Origin of the sequence: Duganella sp. Root198D2, assembly GCF_001428585.1 — a bacterium.
Taxonomy (GTDB): domain Bacteria; phylum Pseudomonadota; class Gammaproteobacteria; order Burkholderiales; family Burkholderiaceae_D; genus Rugamonas.
Genome location: NZ_LMIC01000023.1, coordinates 20,628 through 39,734 on the forward strand (window position 1 = coordinate 20,628; position 19,107 = coordinate 39,734).

The following is a 19,107-nucleotide window of genomic DNA, read 5'->3' on the forward strand; positions in this document are numbered from 1 at the left end:
GCCTTATGGTTGCGGAGTCCAGAAAGTGATTGCAGTTGCCGCAACCATCCTCGCTAGCTGACCGAGAATGAATCTGGGCCGCCCCGGTGGACTATATTCGCTAGCGTTCGGCAGCGCGGACGAGCTTGTTCCAAATGAACAGGGCTGATTGCATCATCGTCGAGGTGTAGCGGGCACACGAACATCCTTACCTCGATCTCCGACCGCCTGGGCTGCAAGATATGCACGGGACGCCGCAAATGAATCGACCGCCGCCAGGCCATCGTCTAAGGTGAAGCCTTTGGTATCTTTGGGCGTTCTATGCGTGTATTGCTTTCTATTCGTCGGGTGATCGAAACGCTAGAATTGCGGAATTGCATTGTTGGAAACCCCGCGTGAAAGTCGAAACCCCTTTACTTGTTCCTGTGCTGGCCGCACTGCCGGTGTCAGCCTGCATGGTCATTTTGGGCCTACCCGCCGTCAGTGATCACTATATCGTTGCCTTTCGTACGCTGTTCCTGGTCGCCTGCATGCTATGGCTTATTCCGCTGACGCTGCTGCAGCGGGCCATGTGGCGTCGCGATTGGTCCTGGCTGCGCATGGGATTGATACTGCTGGTGATTACCTATGCCATGGCCATTACGAACGCCCTGCTGGGGCAGTCTTTCGGGATCGCGCTCGGAATGGAAACCGGCTATCAATGGGGCCGGCTGGCACGCGGACTGGATAGCTGCTGGCTGGCGCTGATCGCCTTTTGTGCGGTCCACGCGATGGGTGCCTACTATCTGTCCCTGCAACAGGTGCGTTTGCATCTGGCCCAGGCGCAAGGCGCCGCGCGCGATGCCGAGCTGCGCGCACTGCGACTGCAGGTCAATCCACACTTCCTGTTCAATTCCCTGAACGCGGTATCCGCGCTGGTGTCGGCCCAGTCCAACCGGGAGGCCAATCGCATGCTAGCGTCACTGTCCGACTTTCTGCGCGCCACCCTGGCGCATGACGGTCGCCACGAGCATGCGCTGGCCGATGAACTGGCCCTGCTCGATGCCTACCTCGCCATCGAAAAGGCGCGGCTTGGCGAACGCCTGCGCCTGACGATGAAGGTCGGCCCCGACCTGCTGGACAGCGTCGTGCCTTACCTGATCCTGCAACCGCTGGTGGAGAACGCGATCCGTCACGGCATTGCACCGCTGCCGACGCCCGGGGGGCTCGACATTCTGGTCGAGCGTGAGGGCAAGCGCCTGCTGATCGACGTAAAGAACGATGGCCAGAAGCGGCCGCACTCGGCCAGCGGCATCGGCCTGGCGAACGTCAGAGAACGCTTGCGCCACCTGTATGGCGCGGAGCATCAGGTGGATGCCGGCTGGAGTATGGACGACCGCTTCCAGGTTCGAATCGCCATGCCACTGCGCGCTATGGAGGTGGCAGCATGAACATCCGCGTCGTGATCATCGACGACGAGCCGCTGGCCAGGCTGGCAGTCAAAGTCAGGCTGGCGCGTCGCGACGGCTTCGAGCTGGTGGGTGAATTCGGGGACGGCACCAGCGCTCTCGAAGGTATTGTGGCGCTGCGGCCCGACTTGGTGTTCGTCGACGTCGAAATGCCAGGCAAGTCCGGCATCGAGGTGCTGGCCGCGCTGCCGCCGGCGCAGCGGCCGATGGCGATCCTGCTCACTGCCTACGACAGCTTTGCCCTGCAAGCCTTCGAACTGGCCGCCCTCGATTACCTGCTTAAGCCGGTCGATGACGAACGTTTCGACGAAGCGCTTGACCGCGCACAGCAGGCTTTTCCTAACCGCAGCCAGGGCCGAGCCGTTGCATCGGCCGCTGAACCGGCGCTGCAAAGTTTCAGTGTGCGCGTCGGAACGCGCACGGTGCTGGTGCCGGTGGCGGAGGTTGAGCGCATCGAGGCCGACGGCGACTATGCGTCCCTGCATTCAAATGGGACGACCTGGCTGGTGCGCGAACGCCTGCACAGCCTGGCCCGGCAGCTCGATCCGCGCCAATTCCACCGGGTACATCGATCAACTATCGTGCGGCTGGACATGATCGCCGAGCTGCGCTCGCTCACCAACCGCGATGCCTTGCTGCGCATGCGTGACGGTAGTGTCCTGCGCGCCAGCCGCACTTATATGCCCGCCTTGGCGGCTGCGCTGCAGCAGCGCAAAACGAGGCCCGATTCGCAGTCCAACTTGGAGAATGTATGTTAGTTAGTAAGAAGCTTGTCGCAGGCGCTGTATTGAGCATGCTGTTGTCTTCGTCCGCACTGGCAGCGGATGACGCTCCGTTGAACGCATCCGAGCGCGCTGCGATCGTGCAGACGCTGGTCGCGAAAATGAACGCAAATTACATTGAGCCCGCCGTGGCCGAACGCGTTGGCCGTGCGATTGCAAACAAGAATGCCAAGGGGGGATATGCGTCCGCCGCCGGCGCGAAATCATTCAGCGAGGCATTGGCCAAGGATTTGCGCGAAATCAGTGGTGACAAGCACTTCGGCGCCAGGGTGTTTGAAGGATTCAATGACTCTAACGGTGCTGCCGAGCCGCTCAGCCGTGCCCAGATCGACGACTGGCGCGAGCAGATCGAGCGGCGCGGTTATGGCATCCAAAAGATCGAGCGCCTTCCCGGAAACGTTGGCTATATCGAGCTACGCAATTTCGGCAGCCCGGAATTCGTCGCCCCGGCATACACTGCGGCGATGTCGCTCATGGTCGGAACGGATGCGCTGATCCTCGACCTGCGCCGCAACGGTGGCGGCAGCCCGACGAGTGTGGCGTACCTGATGAGCCACTTTTTCCCGGTCGGCGATCACCGGCACCTGATCGACATGTACAACCGACCGGAGAATACAACGCAGCAGTATTGGACTGTACCGACGGTCGGACAGCGTTACGACAAGCCGGTGTACGTGTTGACCTCGGCTCGCACCTTTTCCGGCGGGGAGGATTTCGCTTACGGCATCCAGGCGCACAAGCGCGGGACGGTGGTCGGGGAGGTCACCGGCGGCGGCTCCAATCCTGTGGGGTGGTTCAGCTTGGGCCATGACATTGCTGTTGCGATCCCGACCTCGCGCACGACCAATGTTGTCACCAAAACCAACTGGGAGCATGTCGGTGTGAAACCCGACATCGCGGCGACTGCGGCGCAAGCGCTGCAAATGGCACACGCCACCATCCTGCGCAACCTGGTCGCTTCCGCAAAGGAAGACAAAGGACGCACCGAGCTGCAACGCCTGCTGGCCATGGTGGAGAAGGGGGAAGCCGAGCAGCCAGTCTATTTCCTCAGGGGTGAGCGTTAATCGACTTTCCATGCGAGGATGCAATGTAGTCTGGTGAGCAGATCTGAGCTTACCTGGCATGGCCTTTGATCGCATCATCTTCGACGTGTAAGAACATCGACGCGGATCGTGAGCAATAGTGGCGTTTTGAACTAATCTCGTTGATAACCGAATGGAAGTGACAGAATATTAACTGTCGTTTCCATTGGTAACTCAATAGTGGCTCTGTTGGGGCCATTATTGTCCGCATTGCTCAAGCTCTTCGCCACACGCGGCTACCGCGTGTTGAGTGTGTAGCAGGATTATTGCCACGAGGGTATGGCAGCCTACCGTTTGGAAAAGCGCCTGCTGCCGGCCGCGCCATGCGGGTGAATCAGTCGCCCGAGGCCGACAATTGCAGCCGGTACCCGACTGCCGTCTCGGTGATCAGGTACTGGGGCTGCGCCGGATCGTCTTCCAATTTGTGGCGCAGATGTCCCATGTAGATACGCAGATAATGGCCGTTGTCTGCTTGGGCCGGCCCCCATACCGCGCGCAGCAATTGCGGGGCGGTCAGTACCCGGTTGGCATTGGCCACCAGCACCGACAGCAGGCGGTATTCGGTCGGCGTCAGGTGCACATGCTCGCCGCGCTTGGTGACCCGGCGAACCGGCAGGTCCACTTCAACTTCCCCGAACCTGACGCTGCCGGACAAGGTCGATTGCGGCTGGCGCAGGCGCCGTTGCGCGGCGCGCACGCGCGCCAGCAATTCGCCAACGCCGAACGGTTTACCGAGGAAGTCATCGGCGCCGGCATCAAGGGCCTTGATCTTGTCGGCTTCATCGACCCGCGCCGAAAGCACGATGACGGGCACATTGGACCACTTGCGCAGGTCGGCGATCAGGTCAATGCCATCGCCATCCGGCAGCCCCAGGTCGAGGATGATCAGGTCCGGGCGACGGGTGCCGGCATCGATCAGGCCGCGTGCCAGGTTGGCCGATTCGTGCACGTGCCAACCTTCTTCTTCCAATGCGCTGCGTACGAAGCGGCGGATCTGGGGTTCATCTTCGACCAGCAAGGCGGTGGGAATGATCTCGGCTTGTTGCTTGTTCATACTTCCTCAATTTCAGGGGCCTGGGGCGGGGTTCCGACAGGCAGCGTAAACACCACCGCGGCACCGCCCAGCGGCGACTTGTCGGCGCGGATCGTGCCGCCGTGGGCTTCGACGATGGCGCGGCAAATCGCTAGGCCCAGGCCGACACCAGGCTTGGCAGACTCTTTTTCGCCGCGGGTGAATTTTTCAAAGATCGCTTCCTCGCGTCCGCGCGGCAGGCCCGGGCCGTTATCGTACACCATCACACGCACCAGATCGCCGCGCTGTACGGCGTAGATCACGATGGAGGAAGCTGGCGGCGTGTACTTGGCCGCGTTTTCAATTAGGTTGCAGAGCACGCGTTCGATAAGGACCGCATCGAAGCGCAGCAGCGGCAAGTCGAGCGCCAGTTGCGTGCTAACCTTATGCTCTTGCAACTGCAGTCGGCTGGCGCGCAAGGCACTGCCCACGACTTCCTCGAGGGGTTGCCACTGTAAGTTGAACTTCAGTTCACCGCTTTCGATGCGCGCCATATCAAGCAGGTTGGCGACCAGTGCACTCATGCGAAGCGATTCCGTGTGCAGGCATTGCGCGAGATCGAGCTGTTGGGGCGACAACGGTGGACGCGAGCTGGCCAGTGATTCGGAGAAGCCTACCAGCGAAGTGAGCGGTGTGCGCAGGTCATGCGACAAAGCGGCAAGGAGCGAGTTGCGCAGTCGCTCCGATTCCATGCTGATCAGGGCATTTTGTGCCACTTCGATATAGTGGACACGCTCCAGTGCAATCGCCGCCAGAGCAGCAAACGTCTCAAGATGCTGCCGTTGTTCGGGAATCATGATCCAGCGTCGTTGCGGAGGCTCGATGGCCAGGATGCCACGTGTGCGCATAGGCGCAACCAGCGGCATGTAAAACAGCGGACTGGCGGGGAGTGTGTCGGTCCCGATGCCCGCACTTTCGGCATGGTCAAAGGCCCACTGCGCCACGCCCAGGTCGAATGCGGCGTTGGATGCTACGCCGCTTGGAAGGTGCAGGCGACCATTATCGTCCGGCACGAGCAGCGTGGCTTTGGCGCCGAACGTGCTTCGAGTGAATTGCGCGGTGGTGTCGAAGATCTGTTCCGTCTGCAGCGCGCCCGATAGTTCGCGCGCGAACTCATACAACGCGCGCGCTCGCGACTCACGGTAGGACGCAACCCGCGCCTGGAATCGCAGGCCCGCAGTCAGATGCCCGGTAATCAACCCGACTGCAAGCATGACGATGAAGGTGATCGTGTACTGCAGGTCCGAAATGGCAAAGCTGAAACGCGGTGGTACAAAAAAGAAGTCGAAACAGGCGACGCTGACGCAGGTCGCCAGTACCGACGGACCGCGGCCAAAGCGGACCGCAACGATGAACACCACCAGCAGGAACAGCATGGCGATGTTGGCGAGGTCCAGCCACCCGATCAGGGGGGTCGCGAGAAGAGCCATTCCGACGCTGGCACCGGCCGCGATCGCGTAGCCGGTCACATTGCGCTTGATGATCTCCGCCTGTTCGTCAGCATCGGTGGTGGGGGCGGGGCGCGGCGCTTCGTCTCGCCTATCGACCGCGACCTCGATCAAGTCGACGTCGGGTGCATACGATGCAAGTGAACGGATATGGGAGCGGCGCCATGGCCACGTCGTATGGCCGCGCCCCATCGTGATCTTGGACAGGTTGTGGCTGCGTGCATAGTCGACCGCAGTGGCCGCGATGTCGCTGCCGGAAAGCACTGCAGTATCAGCGCCAAGGTCCTGCGCCAGCTTGAGCGTTTGCAGGATGCGTTCCCGCTCGGTCGTCGGGAGTCGTTGCAGGCTGGGCGTTTCGACGTAGATGGCATGCCACTCCGTGCCAAGCTGTCCGGCCAGGCGTGCGGCGCTGCGCACCACCTGTTCGCAGCCAGGGCGTGGGCCCACCAGCGCCAGGACCGATGCTCCGGTCTTCCAGATATTGTCGATGGACTTTTCGACACGGTAGGCGCGTACATCGTCCTCGATGCGGTCGGCAGTGCGACGCAGGGCCAGCTCACGCAGGGCAATCAGGTTCCCTTTGCGGAAGAAGTTGTTGGCGGCGCGTTCCGCTTGCTGCGTGTGGTACACCTTGCCGCCCTTCAGGCGAGCCAGCAATTCGTCGGCGGGGATATCCACCAGCACCACTTCATCGGCGGCATCGAATACGGTGTCCGGCACCGTCTCGTTAACCTGTATGCCAGTAATGCCACCGACCACGTCATTGAGGCTCTCCAGGTGCTGCACGTTGACTGTGCTGAAGACATTGATGCCGGCTTCCAATAATTCCTCGACGTCTTGCCAGCGTTTCGGATGGCGCGAACCAGGCGCGTTGGAATGGGCCAGCTCGTCGATCAAGACCAGCGGTGGCTGGCGCTCGAGTGCGGTGTCGATGTCGAATTCGCCGAGAGACTTGCCCCGGTAGGCAATCTGCTTGAGGGGCAGGATGTCCAGGCCATCGAGCAGTGCAGCAGTCTCGCTGCGGCTGTGGGTCTCGACGATGCCGACCAGGACCGGTTGCCCAGCGGCCTGCAGCTGGCGGGCGGCTGACAGCATGGCGTAGGTTTTGCCCACCCCAGCCGACGCCCCGAAATAGATACGCAGTTTGCCCCGCGCTGCCTTGCGCTCCTGTGCCTGTACTTGCGCCAGGAGTGCATCGGGGTCTGGGCGGTCGTCGTCGAGTGGAATCATATCAGCGAGTATGCGGTGTTTTACCGTCCAGCGCCAGGTTCAGGGCCAGGACGTTTACGCGCGGTTCGCCGAAGACGCCGAAGTACTGCTTGTTCGAATGCTGTTCAACCAGCTTTTGTAGCAGCTCCGGCGTCATACGGCGCTGGTCCGCAACTCGATGGAGCTGGTACTGCGCGGCTGCCAAGCTGATTTCGGGGTCCAGCCCGCTGCCCGAAGCAGTCACCAGGTCGACCGGGATCGGCGCCTTGTTATCTGGATCGGCTGCCTTCAGCGCATCCACACGGCCCTTGACGGCGTCCGTGAAGGCCGGGTTCTGCGGCCCCTGGTTGGAAGCGGAAGAACCGTTGGCGTTATATGGCATCGGGCCAGTGGCAGACGGCCGTCCCCAGAAGTATTTGGGCGAGGTGAACTGCTGGCCAATCAGCGTCGAGCCAATTGCCTTGCCGTCCACTTCAATGATGGAGCCAGACGCCTGGTGGGGGAACAGGGCCTGGCCAGCGCTGGTCACGGCCAGCGGGTAGATTACGCCAGTGGCCAGGGTCAGTGCCCCGAACAGCACGAGGGCGGGGCGGAAAGTCGAAATCATAGGGTTCTCCAGCTTATACGAGGTTGAGTGCTGCCAGCAGCAGGTCGATTAGCTTGATGCCGATGAACGGCAGGATCAGGCCGCCGATGCCGTAGATCAGCAGGTTGCGGCGCAGCAGCACGGTGGCGCCGATGGCGCGGTAGCGCACACCTTTCAGGGCCAGCGGGATCAGGAAGACGATGATCAGTGCATTGAAGATCACCGCCGACATGATGGCTGAGTTTGGGCTCGACAGGTGCATGATGTCCAATGCCTTCAACTGCGGGTAGGTACCCACGAAGGCCGCCGGGATGATGGCGAAGTACTTGGCCACATCGTTGGCAATCGAGAAGGTGGTCAGCGAGCCGCGCGTCATCAGCATCTGTTTTCCGATCTCCACGATCTCCAGCAGCTTGGTCGGGTTGGAATCCAGGTCAACCATGTTGCCGGCCTCTTTCGCGGCCTGGGTGCCGGAGCTCATGGCGACCGCCACATCGGCCTGAGCCAGCGCCGGGGCGTCGTTGGTGCCGTCACCGGTCATGGCCACTAGCCGGCCGTCGGACTGGTAATTGCGGATCAGCTTGAGCTTGTCTTCCGGGGTTGCTTCGGCCAGGAAGTCATCCACACCCGCTTCGGCGGCGATCGCGGCAGCGGTCACCTTGTTATCGCCCGTGATCATCACAGTCTTGATGCCCATGCGGCGCAGCTCGGCAAAACGTTCCTTGATGCCGCCCTTGACGATGTCCTTCAGTTCCACCACGCCCATGACGTGGCCGGAATCGGCCACCACCAGTGGCGTGCTGCCGCGGCGCGACACGTCGTCGACGCTACGCAGGACTTCAGCGGGAAATTCCTTGCCCATTGCTTCCACGTGCTTGCGCACGGCTTCGGCGGCGCCCTTGCGCACTTCACGGCCATCCATATCAACGCCGCTCATGCGGGTATTGGCGGAGAACGGCAGGAAGGTGGCGTGAACCGGCGACAGCTCGCGTTCGCGGATGTTGAACTTCTGCTTGGCCAGCACGACGATGCTGCGGCCTTCCGGCGTTTCATCGGCCAGCGAGGCAAGTTGCGCCACATCTGCCAGCTCACGCTCGGTGACGCCTGGCGCCGCAAAGAAGGCCGAAGCCTGGCGGTTGCCGAGGGTAATGGTGCCAGTTTTGTCCAGCAGAAGGACGTCGACGTCACCAGCGGCTTCCACCGCCCGGCCCGAGGTAGCGATCACGTTCGCCTGCATCATGCGGCTCATCCCGGCCACACCAATGGCCGATAGCAGACCGCCGATGGTGGTCGGAATCAGGCAAACCAGCAGCGCGATTAGTACTGTGATGGTGATGGGGGTGCCGGATTGCGCCACTTCCACCGAGAACATGGACATCGGCAGTAGGGTTGCGGTCACCATCAAGAACACGATCGTCAGTGCCACCAGCAGGATGGTCAGGGCGATCTCGTTCGGGGTCTTCTTGCGCTTGGCGCCTTCCACCATGGCGATCATGCGGTCGAGGAAAGTCTCACCCGGATTGGCGGTGACCTGCACTACCAGCCAGTCGGACAACACGCGAGTGCCGCCCGTAACGGAGGAAAAGTCGCCGCCCGATTCTCGGATCACGGGCGCTGATTCTCCCGTAATGGCGCTTTCGTCCACCGAGGCCACGCCTTCGATGACGGTGCCGTCGATGGGGACCACGTCGCCGGCTTCCACCAGCACGTAGTTGCCCTTGCGCAGATCGGTGGCAGGGCATGGCAACCACGTGGTGCCATGCTTGGGCATCGACAGCTTCTTCGAGGTGACGCTCTGCTTCAGGCTGCGCAGCGAAGCGGCTTGTGCCTTGCTACGGCCTTCAGCCAGCGCTTCGGCGAAGTTGGCGAAAAGGACGGTGAACCACAGCCAGATGCTGGTGGCCAGGATAAAGCCCGAACTGGCTTCTCCTTGGCCAGTCAGAGACTGGATGTAGAGCAGCGTGGTGATGATGCTGCCGACGTAGACCACGAACATCACCGGGCTGCGGAGCTGCACCGCTGGACTGAGCTTCTTGAAAGAGTCAACAATGGCAGGCACCACCAGTTGCGAGTCAAGCAGCTTCAGGCGTTTGCTCGGCTGCAGGGTATGCATCGCCATTTCTTGTTGGGTTTGAGCTTGCGACATAAAGGCGCTCCTTATTTATACAGTTGCAGGTGTTCGATGACCGGGCCGAGGGCCAGGGCAGGAACGTAGTTCAGGACGCCGACCAGCAGCACCACGGCCACCAGCAGGAATACGAACATCAGGCCGTGGGTCGGCATGGTGCCGGAAGTGACTTGCAGGCGTTGCTTGCCAGCCAGCGAACCGGCGATGGCCAGCACTGGCACAATCATGGCGAAGCGGCCGAACCACATGGCGATCGCCAACATGGTGTTATAAAACGGTGTATTGGCTGAGATGCCGGCAAACGCGCTGCCGTTGTTGTTGGCGGCGGAACTGAAGGCGTACAGGATTTCGGTGAAGCCATGCGCGCCAGGATTGGCCACCGCTACCTTGCCCGGTTCTGTCATAACGGCAATCGCGGTACCCACGAGCACCAGGGTCGGCGTGACCAGGATGGCGATTGAGGTCATCTTCATTTCATAGGACTGAATCTTCTTGCCGAGGTATTCTGGGGTGCGTCCAATCATCAGGCCGGCGATGAACACTGCCATGATGGCGAAGATCAGCATGCCATACAGGCCCGAGCCAACGCCGCCGAATACTACTTCGCCCAGCTGCATCAGCAGGGTCGGGCCCATGCCGCCCAGGGGGGTGTAGGAATCGTGGAAACTGTTCACCGCGCCGCAGGAAGCGGCGGTGGTGACGGCCGCGAACAGGCCGGAGGCCGAGATGCCGAAGCGCGCTTCCTTGCCTTCCATATTGCCGCCCGGCTGCAGTGGGCCTGCCGACTGGTCGATCCCCATCGCTTGCAGGGCCGGGTGGCTGGTCTGTTCAGCAGCCATAATGCCCCCCGCCGCCACCACGAACATGATGCTCATGGCGCCAAGTACTGCCCAGCCCTGGCGGCGATCGCCCACCAGGTGGCCAAACGCAAAGCACAATCCGGCGGGAATCAGGAAGATCGCCAGCATCTGGCTGAAGTTCGACAATGGGGTTGGATTTTCGTAGGGGTGCGCCGAGTTGGCGTTGAAGAAACCGCCACCGTTGGTGCCGAGCATTTTGATCGCTTCCTGGGAAGCGACCGGGCCCATGGCGATCAACTGGGTGCTGGCAGATTTATCTTCCATCACAGGCTGGCCGGCTGCATCCTTCAATGGCTGGCCCTCAGCATCGGTCTTCGGTGCGGAATAGGCAACGCTCTCGACCAAGTTTACTTCCTGGTACGTGGAGAAGTTTTGGATCGCGCCTTGGCCGACCAAGAACACGGCGTAGACGAAAGAGAGCGGCAGCAGGACGTACAACGTGATGCGGGTCAGGTCGACCCAGAAATTGCCGATCGACTTGGCGGAGCGCGCGGCGAATCCGCGAATCAGGGCAAATGCGACGGCAATACCGGTGGCGGCCGACAGGAAGTTCTGCGGCGCGAGCGCGAGCATCTGGCTCAGGTAGCTCATGGTTTGTTCACCCACATAGCCCTGCCAATTGGTGTTGGCGACGAAGCTCACCGCGGTATTGAACGAGGAGTCCGGGCTAACGTTGCCCAGCCCTTGCGGGTTGAGTGGCAGCCATTGCTGAAGGCGCTGTACCGTGTAGGCAAAGAGTGTTCCTAGAGTGTTAAATGCCAGCAGCGAAATCGCATAGGCTTTCCAACCCATGCCTTGCTTCTCGGACTCCAGTGGAACGCCGGCCGCGCGGTAGAGCAGCCTTTCCACAGCGCCCAGTAAGCCCAGGCCCGGCACCTTGCGGCCGTCGGCCACGCGCGCCAGCCAGCCGCCCAGTGGCCAGGCGGCGGCGATCAGCACCACCATGAAAACCGCCAATAACAGGAAGGATTGGGTGGTCATGTTACAGGTCCTCCGCTTTCAAAAGGGCTACCAGCAGGTAGACCAGAAGGCCCGCCGTGGCGACCGAGCCGATGAGATAGAAGATAGTCATTGCTGGCCTCCCAGCTTGTCGCAGCCGTTGGCCATGGCGACCACCAGTGCGAAAAAGGCGACGATCGCGCCGATAAATACGAAGTCCATTGCTTTCCCCGAAGGTCTTGTTTGGATACTGACTAGCTTAGTGATCACCGCCTAAAATCGGTGTAAACACTTGCCAAGCGCATGTAAAAAAGGTGTAAAAAACGGCGCCATCGGGCGCCATAGATGCGGACTTTGCCTTAGAAGGTTTTGCTGAGGGTCAGTTGCAAGGCATTCTTGCCGAGGAACTTGCCGTTGGCCGGCGAAGCGTAGGCGATCTTGCTGCCGTTGGTGCCCACCGCGGCCAGCTGCAGGCTGGCGAACCCTAGATCCTTGGTAATGCCGACTTTCCAATCGGTGTAGTTGGCGATCCTGTTGTGGCTCACCTTCTGATGACCTGCGTGCAGGTTGACGGTGTAGCCTTGGCATGCGGGGAAGTTGGCGCTGAAGTCCAGGTAGCCGGAGTTCTTGCTGTCAACGTACCCAAACAGGTTGGTGACAGAGTGTGAATACTTCACTGTCGCTGGGCCGTAACCGAGTTGGCCGTAAACTTCCGTCGTGTCGGCATTGGCGAAGCCGGGCACATGTTTCAGGCCGTTGTTCGCGTAAACATAGGTCAGCACGCCCACGTCGTAGCTGACATCGGCAGTGACCTGGCCGCGCTTGCCGCCGTAGATGTCCAGTTCGACGTTGCCGTCGCCACCGGCATCCTTGGTCCACTTGATGGTGGAGGCCCAGGCGCCAACATACAGGCCGCTTGGATTGTTCACGTAGTCGGTGCCGCCTTGCAGCGCAGGCTTCAGGCGGGTCTGGGAAATGCCGCGGTAGCGGTAGTCGGAGCTGACGGCGGCATTGAAGCTCATTTCGTTGTCGGGCTTGGCGTCTTGCGCGTGGGCGGAGGCGGCGCAAAGTGCGAGCATTGCGGTGGCGAACATGATCTCTTTCATGAGGTGGTACTCCTTTGGCAAACAGTGAACCGCAGTTGCGGGATGTTGCCACTCTAGAGATCGATGCGTAAAAATGGTCTAAAAAGACGGTGCTATGGGATAAAGAGCTTGTATACGGCGCGGGCGCCGATGGCCGCACGCATCGCCAAAATACGCAATTTTTACACCTTTTTTACAGCGGCGAAGTGTAAGCTGCCCCCGTTGGCATTCTTGCATGGAGCAAATTTGAGCACTGAATCTAAACGCAGTTCACTGGCTGCGTTGACGCTGGCTGCAATCGGTATCGTCTACGGGGACATCGGTACCAGTCCTTTGTATACGCTGAAAACCATTTTTGACGTGGAGCACGGTCTGGCGCTGAGTCAGGATAATCTGCTCGGTGTGATCTCGCTTGTTGTCTGGGGCCTGACGATTATCGTTTCCTTGAAATATGTAACGTTAGTGCTGCGGGCCGACAACAAAGGGGAGGGCGGCATCATGGCGCTGATGGCGCTGGCGCTGTCCTCCTTGCCCAAGCCCTCGCGTAGCTACACCGGCCTACTGCTGATTGGTGTTTTTGGGGCAGCCTTGTTTTACGGCGACAGTGTGATTACGCCAGCGATTTCGGTGCTTTCTGCCGTCGAGGGCCTGGAAGTGGCAACTCCAGCGCTCAAACCCTACGTGGTGCCGCTGACCATTATCGTGCTGGTGCTGCTGTATGCTGCGCAGAGTCACGGCACGGCGGGTATTGGCCGCTGGTTTGGCCCGGTCATGCTGTTGTGGTTCCTCGCGCTTGCAGCGATGGGCGTGGTCAACATTGTGCAAAGGCCCGAAATCCTGGGAGCGCTCAACCCCTGGCATGCTGTCCAGTTTGTGATGCATAACAAGCTGGTAGCGTTCATTGCCCTGGGCGCCATCGTGCTGGCCTTCACCGGTGCCGAAGCGCTGTACGCGGATATGGGGCACTTTGGCAAGCTGCCGATTCGCGTGGCATGGTTTACTGTCGCTTTTCCTGCGCTCGCATTGAATTACATGGGGCAGGGTGCTTTGCTGCTTGCCCATCCGGAAGCGATCTCGAACCCGTTTTATCAGCAACTGGGCGCGTGGAGCATCTATCCCCTGGTGGTGTTGTCGACCTGCGCCACCGTTATCGCATCGCAGGCCACTATTTCCGGTACCTTTTCCATGACCAAGGAAGCGATCGCGCTTGGCTTCTTGCCCCGCATGCGCATCCTTCACACTTCAGCCACGGAAATGGGCCAGGTATACATGCCGGCAATTAACTGGCTGCAGCTGGCGGCAGTGCTATTGGCAGTGATCGGCTTCGGCTCGTCCGAAAATCTGGCAGCGGCATACGGGATTGCAGTGACGGCCACGATGTTGGCGACAACGGTATTAACGTACTTTGTTGTACGCCATCGTTGGAAGCTCAACATTGTGGTGTGCGTGCTGGCGACAGGTTTCTTCTTTGCGGTCGACGCGGCATTCTTCTCGGCCAACGTGTTGAAGCTGATGCATGGCGGCTGGTTCCCGCTGGCCATGGGCGGGGCGTTGCTTCTGGTGATGCTGACGTGGAAGCACGGCCGCGCGCTGGTCTTCGCAAACCTGCAGAAGCATGCCATTCCTCTCGAAGCGTTCCTGGAATCACTGTTTGTTTCGCCGCCCGAACGCGTTCCCGGTACGGCTATCTTCCTCCGTGCGGAAAGCGATGGCGTTCCACACGCAATGCTGCACAACCTGTCGCACAACAAGGTGATCCATGAAAGGGTGATCTTCTTGACGGTCCACATTTGCGACCAGCCTTGGATTCCAGCACGTGAACAGATTGACGTTGTGGCGCTCGGCCACGAATGCTACCAGCTCAATATGCGCTTTGGTTTTAAGGACGAGACAGACATCCCCGCAGTACTGGCACGATGCGAAGATCACGGTTTAGTGTTCCATATGCTTGAAACCTCGTTCTTTATTGCTCGCCAGACCGTGATTTCTGCGCCAGGTGAAGGGATGGCGCCGTGGCGGGAGCATTTGTTCGTCGCTATGTCGAGGAATGCGCGCGATGCGGCCGATTATTACCACATCCCTACGAATCGCGTCATCGAGCTGGGTACGCAGGTAGAGATTTGATGTCGTTCATCGGTGCCGACTTGGGTTTTTTGGTCGGCACCAGGATGAGCGTGTTGTCGAAGCGCGCTGGCTACACAAGGACATTGCATTCTCGTTGATAATCGAGTGGGAATAATTTCCCGTTTGGCTGCTAATGGCTGCAACCGCTTAAAAACCTGAACCAGGCCCCTGATTTTTCAGGGGCTTTTTCTTTTCCGAAGGCGAAATCTCACAAGAATTGGCAGCGTCAAGCGGCCCTTCTGGTGGTGCGCTGTGGCAGCTGGCGCGGTTGCCGGGCGCCAGCACCGTGAAGTATGCGTCGATCGCGGAGACTTCCACGTTACCGTGGTGCAGGCGTTCCATGCGCAGGGTGTCCCTGTCGACCCGGCTTTTCGTTACGGGAACAAACTCACGCTCAAAATTCTGAAACTGATATTATTGCGATAATGATATTTTTATCAATTCACTCAATTAGGATAGTCGAATGAGGTTACGTGTCGTTTTGCCTTGGGTCGTAGTGGGAACTTTGGGTGCATTTGCTCTGTCAGGTTGCAAATCCAAAGAAAAAGCGTCTGTTGAACCACGGACGATGGTAACCGAGGTGAGCGATGCCGCTGCAAGCGCGGTGTCGACGCCAGTTGTCGTACCTGGCCAGGTCAAGGCTTTCGATGTCACATCCGTGCCGATGTCGACAGCTGTCATTCCTCCCTTCCCCTTCGTTGAAATGCCGGCAGGGACCGATGGCTACCATACAGATGCGAAGGATTTCGATCGCGCGTGGGTCGTCGCAGGTGAAGAACTGCGCGCCGTTGAGGGCCGCACCTCGGAGCGTTGGTTCCCGCCGAGCGCTGCGAACATGTCAATGCTGGCAGCGTTCCGCAACTATGAGGCTGCCATTAAATCGATGGGCGGCGTCCGGGTCGATAAGGTGCATCCACTTGACCCCGCGTTCATCGCGCGTAATGGTGGAGATAAGGAAGCGCTGCTTAAGAAGCTGGCGATCCCCAATAGTCACGTTACGGCGCCAGACGAAACGCCTTCGTTCTCGCAGTACCTGGTGCGCACTCCAAAAGGGAACATCTGGATCGCGTTGTTCTTCTTTGACGACGATTTGAACATGTCAATCGAAGTGGTGCAGGAAAAGGCAATGGAGCAAACGGTCGCCCTGGTGAAGGCTGACGACATGGCCGCGGCGCTGGCCAAGGATGGTCATATCGCGCTTTACCTGAACTTTGACAACGACAGTGACATCCTGCGCGCCGACAGCAAGCCGGCCATTGACGAAATCGTCAAGATGCTGGCCGCTGATGGAAGTCTCAAGGTGCGCGTGGAAGGCCATACCGACAATACCGGTACTGCCGCCCGCAATACAGCATTGTCGCGTGCGCGCGCGGAGTCGGTTGTGAAGGCGATTAGCACCTTGCAGATTTCCAAAGACCGGCTGAAGCCGGAGGGCATGGGCTCCGGTCGTCCGCTGGCTGATAATTCGAGCGAAGAAGGCCGCGCCAAAAATCGTCGCGTGGAACTCGTCAAGATATGAACGCTGCGCGCTGATTTCGCTATGCCGACGCCGATTCCGGGCGGCATAGCCTTCATAAGCGAATCGCAAAAAAAATGGCCTGCCTTGCGCAGGCCACGTCGTTTGCTGAACTTGAGCTTGTAAGTGGCTCCACAAACCGGCAAGTCAATTAGTCCATTTTCTAGGGAAACACCGAAAAAAGTGGATCGAACATGTCCGTGGGGCGGCGGAATGTGCCTGTGATGCCGGCCTATCTACAGGTTCAGTATGAGTAGAAACTTGGCGGCATAGCGGAAAACTAAAATAAAGCTAGGTGATGTCTGGAAAGACGCGTATATTGCATCTCGTACTTGCATCAAGTCGTAATCTTGTTGGTCCCAATTCCGCATGGCTGTCTTTTCTGGTCGTTCAGTTTTTTTCCTTCGGTTTTAATTCTTGGTTTCAAGTGCCCTTATGGCAATGTTGCCTATAATTTTAATTAAGGAATTAATCATGAGCATTCAACAAACTGGTATCGTTAAATGGTTCAACGACGCTAAAGGCTTCGGCTTTATCACTCCGGACGCAGGCGGCGCCGATCTGTTCGCCCATTTCGGGGACATCCAATCGAACGGTTTCAAGAGTCTGTCCGAAAACCAGCGCGTCTCGTTTGTGCGCAGCGTTGGCCCTAAAGGCGAAAAGGCTGGCAACATTCAGGTTTTGTCCTGATCGCTGATGTGCCAGTGCCCGGCAAAGCCGTGCGCGAAAGGTCTTTGCCGTCGAAGACAAGTTACACGCATATGAAGGTCGCATTGCCCTGCGCCCTAATGCGCCGTCCCCCTCCAACCGGCTACGGACACCTGGCAGATAGCCTGGGTCTGGAGAAAATGGTTTAGCGGGACAATAGCATGCATTAACTGGCAACACCGAGCAGATAGCGCGGGTTGCGGATGGCTGATGATACCCGGCAGATAGCCGGGGTGATCGGTGAATAATGCGTCTTACTGAATAGATAAGCCCGCCTCGCGCGGGCTTATTTGTGCTTGCAAGACTGGTTCATTTCATTTTGCCAGATTGCAGCGAAGCGATTGTCAATTTAGCGCCGCGTCAGCTTCCGGCTTACACCTTTTGAAGCTTCTACCGACAACAGTGCTGGCGTTACGCTTACGATCAGACCGATCTTCAGTCCATATGAAAGTCAGTGCAAGATATAGTTTGAGCCACGGCCCTAAAGGTTCAATCCGTTCACTCAAATCTACCGCATTCAGCCCTGTACTCACAATGCCCGCATCGTGTACCCAGGTAGCGAGGTATCGACTTCGATGGCCAAACACTCCTTCGTAAAATCATCCACGATGTTCAGGCAGCGCAACCGCCTGCCATCGACAAAGCCATCCGACACAAAGTCCATCGACCAGCTTTGATTCGCGCCCGTGGCCAGCACGCGGATCGTACGTTCGACCCCGGCGATGCGCTTGCGCTTCCTGCGCCGAACCATCAGGCCTGCCGCGTGGTACACGCGGTAGGTAACAAGCCCGCGTCACGGCCAACGCATGCATGGCCATTAAATGCGCCACAGCGAGCCGCTTAGCCTGCGGGGCTACCACTTTCGGCAAACTGCTGCGGCCTGGGACGATGTCCAAGTAGTTACTTGTCGAGAATGACGATCGGCTGGTTCTTCTCCACCAGGTAGGTCGCCAGCTCCGAGGTTGTTCCGGATGAGACGTTTTTGGCCGAATGCACCGCGCCGGCGGGGATATACAGTGACTCGCCAGCCTGGAGGCGGAACGTCTTGCCGTTCATCTCATATTCGATGACGCCGCTCAGCACGTAGGCGATTTCGACGCCGGGGTGAGAATGCTTGGGGAAGGATGCGCCTTGGGCAAAATCGACGCGGACCTGGATCGCCACTCGCCTGTGATCGAAGTCACTGCGCACGGTTTCCGTACGGGCGATACCTTTAGCGTCAAACTTTGGCGTTGGCAGGGCGGCGGCCGCGTGCATGTGCGGGTCTGCCGCGGACTGCGCCGCGGCGGTGCCGCCGAAAATCATCAGCGATACGGCGGCCATAGCGATGTTGCTCATAATTGAATTCATGTTTCTCCAATACGCGGCTTAGGCCGCATGATTTCTGGTTAAAGTCGAAAGGTGTCAGGGACCAAATTGTCACCTTGGATGAGTTTGGTTTAAACTGATGAATGTCTCACCGCCAACCCCGGAGCACCAGTGTCAAGCAGCATCGCAACATCCAGCAGATCCACGCCAGTACGTATTCTTAACGTTGACGATCACCCCTTAATCCTGGCCGGACTAGCCGACACAATTGCAAGCCAGCCAGATCTGCGTCTGGTCGGCGAACTTGAAGACGGTGAGGGCATCGTGGCAGCGTTCGAAGCGCTGCGGCCAGACATCACGATCATGGACATTTCCATGCCGCGAACGAGCGGCCTGCAAGCACTGGAAGCGCTACGCCGGGCTTACGGCCATGCCCGCGTTATCATGCTCACCACTTTGCCCGGCGAGCATTACGTGCGCCGCGCAATCGAGCTGGGCGCCGCCGGTTTCTTGATGAAACATAGCCTGCGCAGGGATCTGCTTGATGCGATTCGGGCGGTGCACGCCGGTAACCGCTGGATTCCCGCCGACGTCGCGCGCACCCTGGCTGATCACTATGGACAGTCTTCTTTGAGCGAGCGCGAAATAGAAGTGCTGCGCAGCGCCGCCGCCGGCAACTCCAACAAGCGGATCGGCGTGCACCTGGGCATCGCGGAAGACACGGTAAAGGCCCACGTACGTACCATCCTTGCCAAGCTGGACGCGCGTGACCGCACGCATGCGGTCGCTTTGGCGGTCAAGCGGGGTATCATTTCGCTCTAGTGCAAGCGCCA

Annotated in this window: 16 protein-coding genes and 1 pseudogene; 7 read left to right on the forward strand and 10 right to left on the reverse strand. The window is 59.4% G+C overall.

Annotation, left to right across the window (positions count from 1 at the left end):
* Window positions 1-374 precede the first annotated feature (374 nt).
* From ASE26_RS17935 to ASE26_RS17945, 3 genes are read left to right on the forward strand one after another with little or no spacing between them, the layout of a single operon-like run.
* On the forward strand, window positions 375-1,409 hold the full coding sequence (locus tag ASE26_RS17935) for a sensor histidine kinase (protein ID WP_229207021.1): 1,035 nt from the start codon (window positions 375-377) through the stop codon (window positions 1,407-1,409).
* Window positions 1,406-2,185, forward strand: coding sequence for a LytTR family DNA-binding domain-containing protein (locus ASE26_RS17940; protein WP_057246663.1), 780 nt, complete (start codon window positions 1,406-1,408; stop codon window positions 2,183-2,185). Before ASE26_RS17935 ends, ASE26_RS17940 begins: the two co-directional genes overlap by 4 nt.
* Entirely contained in the window at window positions 2,179-3,273 is a 1,095-nt protein-coding gene (locus ASE26_RS17945) for a S41 family peptidase (RefSeq protein WP_082507049.1), read from the forward strand. Before ASE26_RS17940 ends, ASE26_RS17945 begins: the two co-directional genes overlap by 7 nt.
* A 352-nt stretch (window positions 3,274-3,625) precedes the next feature.
* Here ASE26_RS17945 and kdpE read toward each other — a convergent pair whose 3' ends face one another.
* The 7 genes from kdpE to ASE26_RS17980 form a co-directional block, all read right to left on the reverse strand.
* Window positions 3,626-4,345: a two-component system response regulator KdpE gene (gene kdpE / locus ASE26_RS17950; RefSeq protein WP_055924104.1), complete on the reverse strand. Its 720-nt coding sequence runs from the start codon at window positions 4,343-4,345 to the stop codon at window positions 3,626-3,628.
* Window positions 4,342-7,041, reverse strand: coding sequence for a two-component system sensor histidine kinase KdpD (gene kdpD / locus ASE26_RS17955; RefSeq protein WP_055924101.1), 2,700 nt, complete (start codon window positions 7,039-7,041; stop codon window positions 4,342-4,344). Before kdpD ends, kdpE begins: the two co-directional genes overlap by 4 nt.
* Window position 7,042: 1 nt before the next feature.
* Window positions 7,043-7,627, reverse strand: a complete 585-nt coding sequence (gene kdpC / locus ASE26_RS17960; RefSeq protein ID WP_057246665.1) for a potassium-transporting ATPase subunit KdpC — start codon at window positions 7,625-7,627, stop codon at window positions 7,043-7,045.
* A gap of 13 nt (window positions 7,628-7,640) precedes the next feature.
* The gene (kdpB, locus tag ASE26_RS17965; RefSeq protein ID WP_156397810.1) at window positions 7,641-9,752 is read right to left on the reverse strand and encodes a potassium-transporting ATPase subunit KdpB; all 2,112 of its coding nucleotides are present in this window, start codon (window positions 9,750-9,752) and stop codon (window positions 7,641-7,643) included.
* 11 nt (window positions 9,753-9,763) lie between these two features.
* Window positions 9,764-11,575 carry a potassium-transporting ATPase subunit KdpA gene (kdpA, locus tag ASE26_RS17970; RefSeq protein ID WP_055924093.1) on the reverse strand — a complete coding sequence of 604 codons (1,812 nt, stop codon included), beginning with the start codon at window positions 11,573-11,575 and terminating at the stop codon, window positions 9,764-9,766.
* A 1-nt stretch (window position 11,576) separates the two neighbouring features.
* Window positions 11,577-11,666 carry a potassium-transporting ATPase subunit F gene (locus ASE26_RS17975; RefSeq protein ID WP_055924090.1) on the reverse strand — a complete coding sequence of 30 codons (90 nt, stop codon included), beginning with the start codon at window positions 11,664-11,666 and terminating at the stop codon, window positions 11,577-11,579.
* 226 nt (window positions 11,667-11,892) lie between these two features.
* Window positions 11,893-12,639, reverse strand: a complete 747-nt coding sequence (locus ASE26_RS17980; protein ID WP_055924088.1) for a TorF family putative porin — start codon at window positions 12,637-12,639, stop codon at window positions 11,893-11,895.
* 129 nt (window positions 12,640-12,768) lie between these two features.
* Between ASE26_RS17980 and ASE26_RS17985 the strand changes: the two genes are divergently transcribed.
* On the forward strand, window positions 12,769-14,742 hold the full coding sequence (locus ASE26_RS17985; protein WP_373922422.1) for a potassium transporter Kup: 1,974 nt from the start codon (window positions 12,769-12,771) through the stop codon (window positions 14,740-14,742).
* Between the two features lie 147 nt (window positions 14,743-14,889).
* Here the strand turns inward: ASE26_RS17985 and ASE26_RS17990 are convergent, their stop codons facing one another.
* Window positions 14,890-15,084 carry a hypothetical protein gene (locus tag ASE26_RS17990; protein ID WP_057246666.1) on the reverse strand — a complete coding sequence of 65 codons (195 nt, stop codon included), beginning with the start codon at window positions 15,082-15,084 and terminating at the stop codon, window positions 14,890-14,892.
* Window positions 15,085-15,205: 121 nt separating this feature from the next.
* Between ASE26_RS17990 and ASE26_RS17995 the strand changes: the two genes are divergently transcribed.
* Complete coding sequence (locus tag ASE26_RS17995; protein ID WP_082507048.1) at window positions 15,206-16,261, forward strand: OmpA family protein; 1,056 nt, start codon at window positions 15,206-15,208, stop codon at window positions 16,259-16,261.
* A gap of 471 nt (window positions 16,262-16,732) precedes the next feature.
* Window positions 16,733-16,948 carry a cold-shock protein gene (locus tag ASE26_RS18000; protein WP_055925223.1) on the forward strand — a complete coding sequence of 72 codons (216 nt, stop codon included), beginning with the start codon at window positions 16,733-16,735 and terminating at the stop codon, window positions 16,946-16,948.
* Between the two features lie 568 nt (window positions 16,949-17,516).
* Here the strand turns inward: ASE26_RS18000 and ASE26_RS32090 are convergent.
* Both ASE26_RS32090 and ASE26_RS18010 read right to left on the reverse strand, forming a co-directional pair.
* A pseudogene (locus ASE26_RS32090) lies at window positions 17,517-17,645 on the reverse strand (IS3 family transposase); the annotation flags it as partial.
* A gap of 221 nt (window positions 17,646-17,866) precedes the next feature.
* Window positions 17,867-18,304 carry a cupin domain-containing protein gene (locus tag ASE26_RS18010; protein ID WP_229207020.1) on the reverse strand — a complete coding sequence of 146 codons (438 nt, stop codon included), beginning with the start codon at window positions 18,302-18,304 and terminating at the stop codon, window positions 17,867-17,869.
* Window positions 18,305-18,445: 141 nt separating this feature from the next.
* Here ASE26_RS18010 and ASE26_RS18015 point away from each other — a divergent pair, with 141 nt between their 5' ends.
* Entirely contained in the window at window positions 18,446-19,096 is a 651-nt protein-coding gene (locus ASE26_RS18015; protein ID WP_229207019.1) for a response regulator transcription factor, read from the forward strand.
* Window positions 19,097-19,107 lie beyond the last annotated feature (11 nt).

Bases quoted from the DNA above. Each gene is read 5' to 3' on its own strand.
- ASE26_RS17940 (WP_057246663.1), top strand. From the start codon at position 1,406: ATGAACATCCGCGTCGTGATCATCGACGACGAGCCGCTGGCCAGGCTG.
- ASE26_RS17985 (WP_373922422.1), top strand. From the start codon at position 12,769: ATGGCCGCACGCATCGCCAAAATACGCAATTTTTACACCTTTTTTACA.
- ASE26_RS17990 (WP_057246666.1), bottom strand. From the start codon at position 15,084: ATGGAACGCCTGCACCACGGTAACGTGGAAGTCTCCGCGATCGACGCA.
- kdpA (WP_055924093.1), bottom strand. From the start codon at position 11,575: ATGACCACCCAATCCTTCCTGTTATTGGCGGTTTTCATGGTGGTGCTG.
- kdpB (WP_156397810.1), bottom strand. From the start codon at position 9,752: ATGTCGCAAGCTCAAACCCAACAAGAAATGGCGATGCATACCCTGCAG.
- ASE26_RS17980 (WP_055924088.1), bottom strand. From the start codon at position 12,639: ATGAAAGAGATCATGTTCGCCACCGCAATGCTCGCACTTTGCGCCGCC.
- ASE26_RS18010 (WP_229207020.1), bottom strand. From the start codon at position 18,304: ATGAGCAACATCGCTATGGCCGCCGTATCGCTGATGATTTTCGGCGGC.
- kdpD (WP_055924101.1), bottom strand. From the start codon at position 7,041: ATGATTCCACTCGACGACGACCGCCCAGACCCCGATGCACTCCTGGCG.
- ASE26_RS18000 (WP_055925223.1), top strand. From the start codon at position 16,733: ATGAGCATTCAACAAACTGGTATCGTTAAATGGTTCAACGACGCTAAA.
- ASE26_RS17975 (WP_055924090.1), bottom strand. From the start codon at position 11,666: ATGACTATCTTCTATCTCATCGGCTCGGTCGCCACGGCGGGCCTTCTG.
- kdpC (WP_057246665.1), bottom strand. From the start codon at position 7,627: ATGATTTCGACTTTCCGCCCCGCCCTCGTGCTGTTCGGGGCACTGACC.
- ASE26_RS17945 (WP_082507049.1), top strand. From the start codon at position 2,179: ATGTTAGTTAGTAAGAAGCTTGTCGCAGGCGCTGTATTGAGCATGCTG.
- ASE26_RS17995 (WP_082507048.1), top strand. From the start codon at position 15,206: ATGAGGTTACGTGTCGTTTTGCCTTGGGTCGTAGTGGGAACTTTGGGT.
- kdpE (WP_055924104.1), bottom strand. From the start codon at position 4,345: ATGAACAAGCAACAAGCCGAGATCATTCCCACCGCCTTGCTGGTCGAA.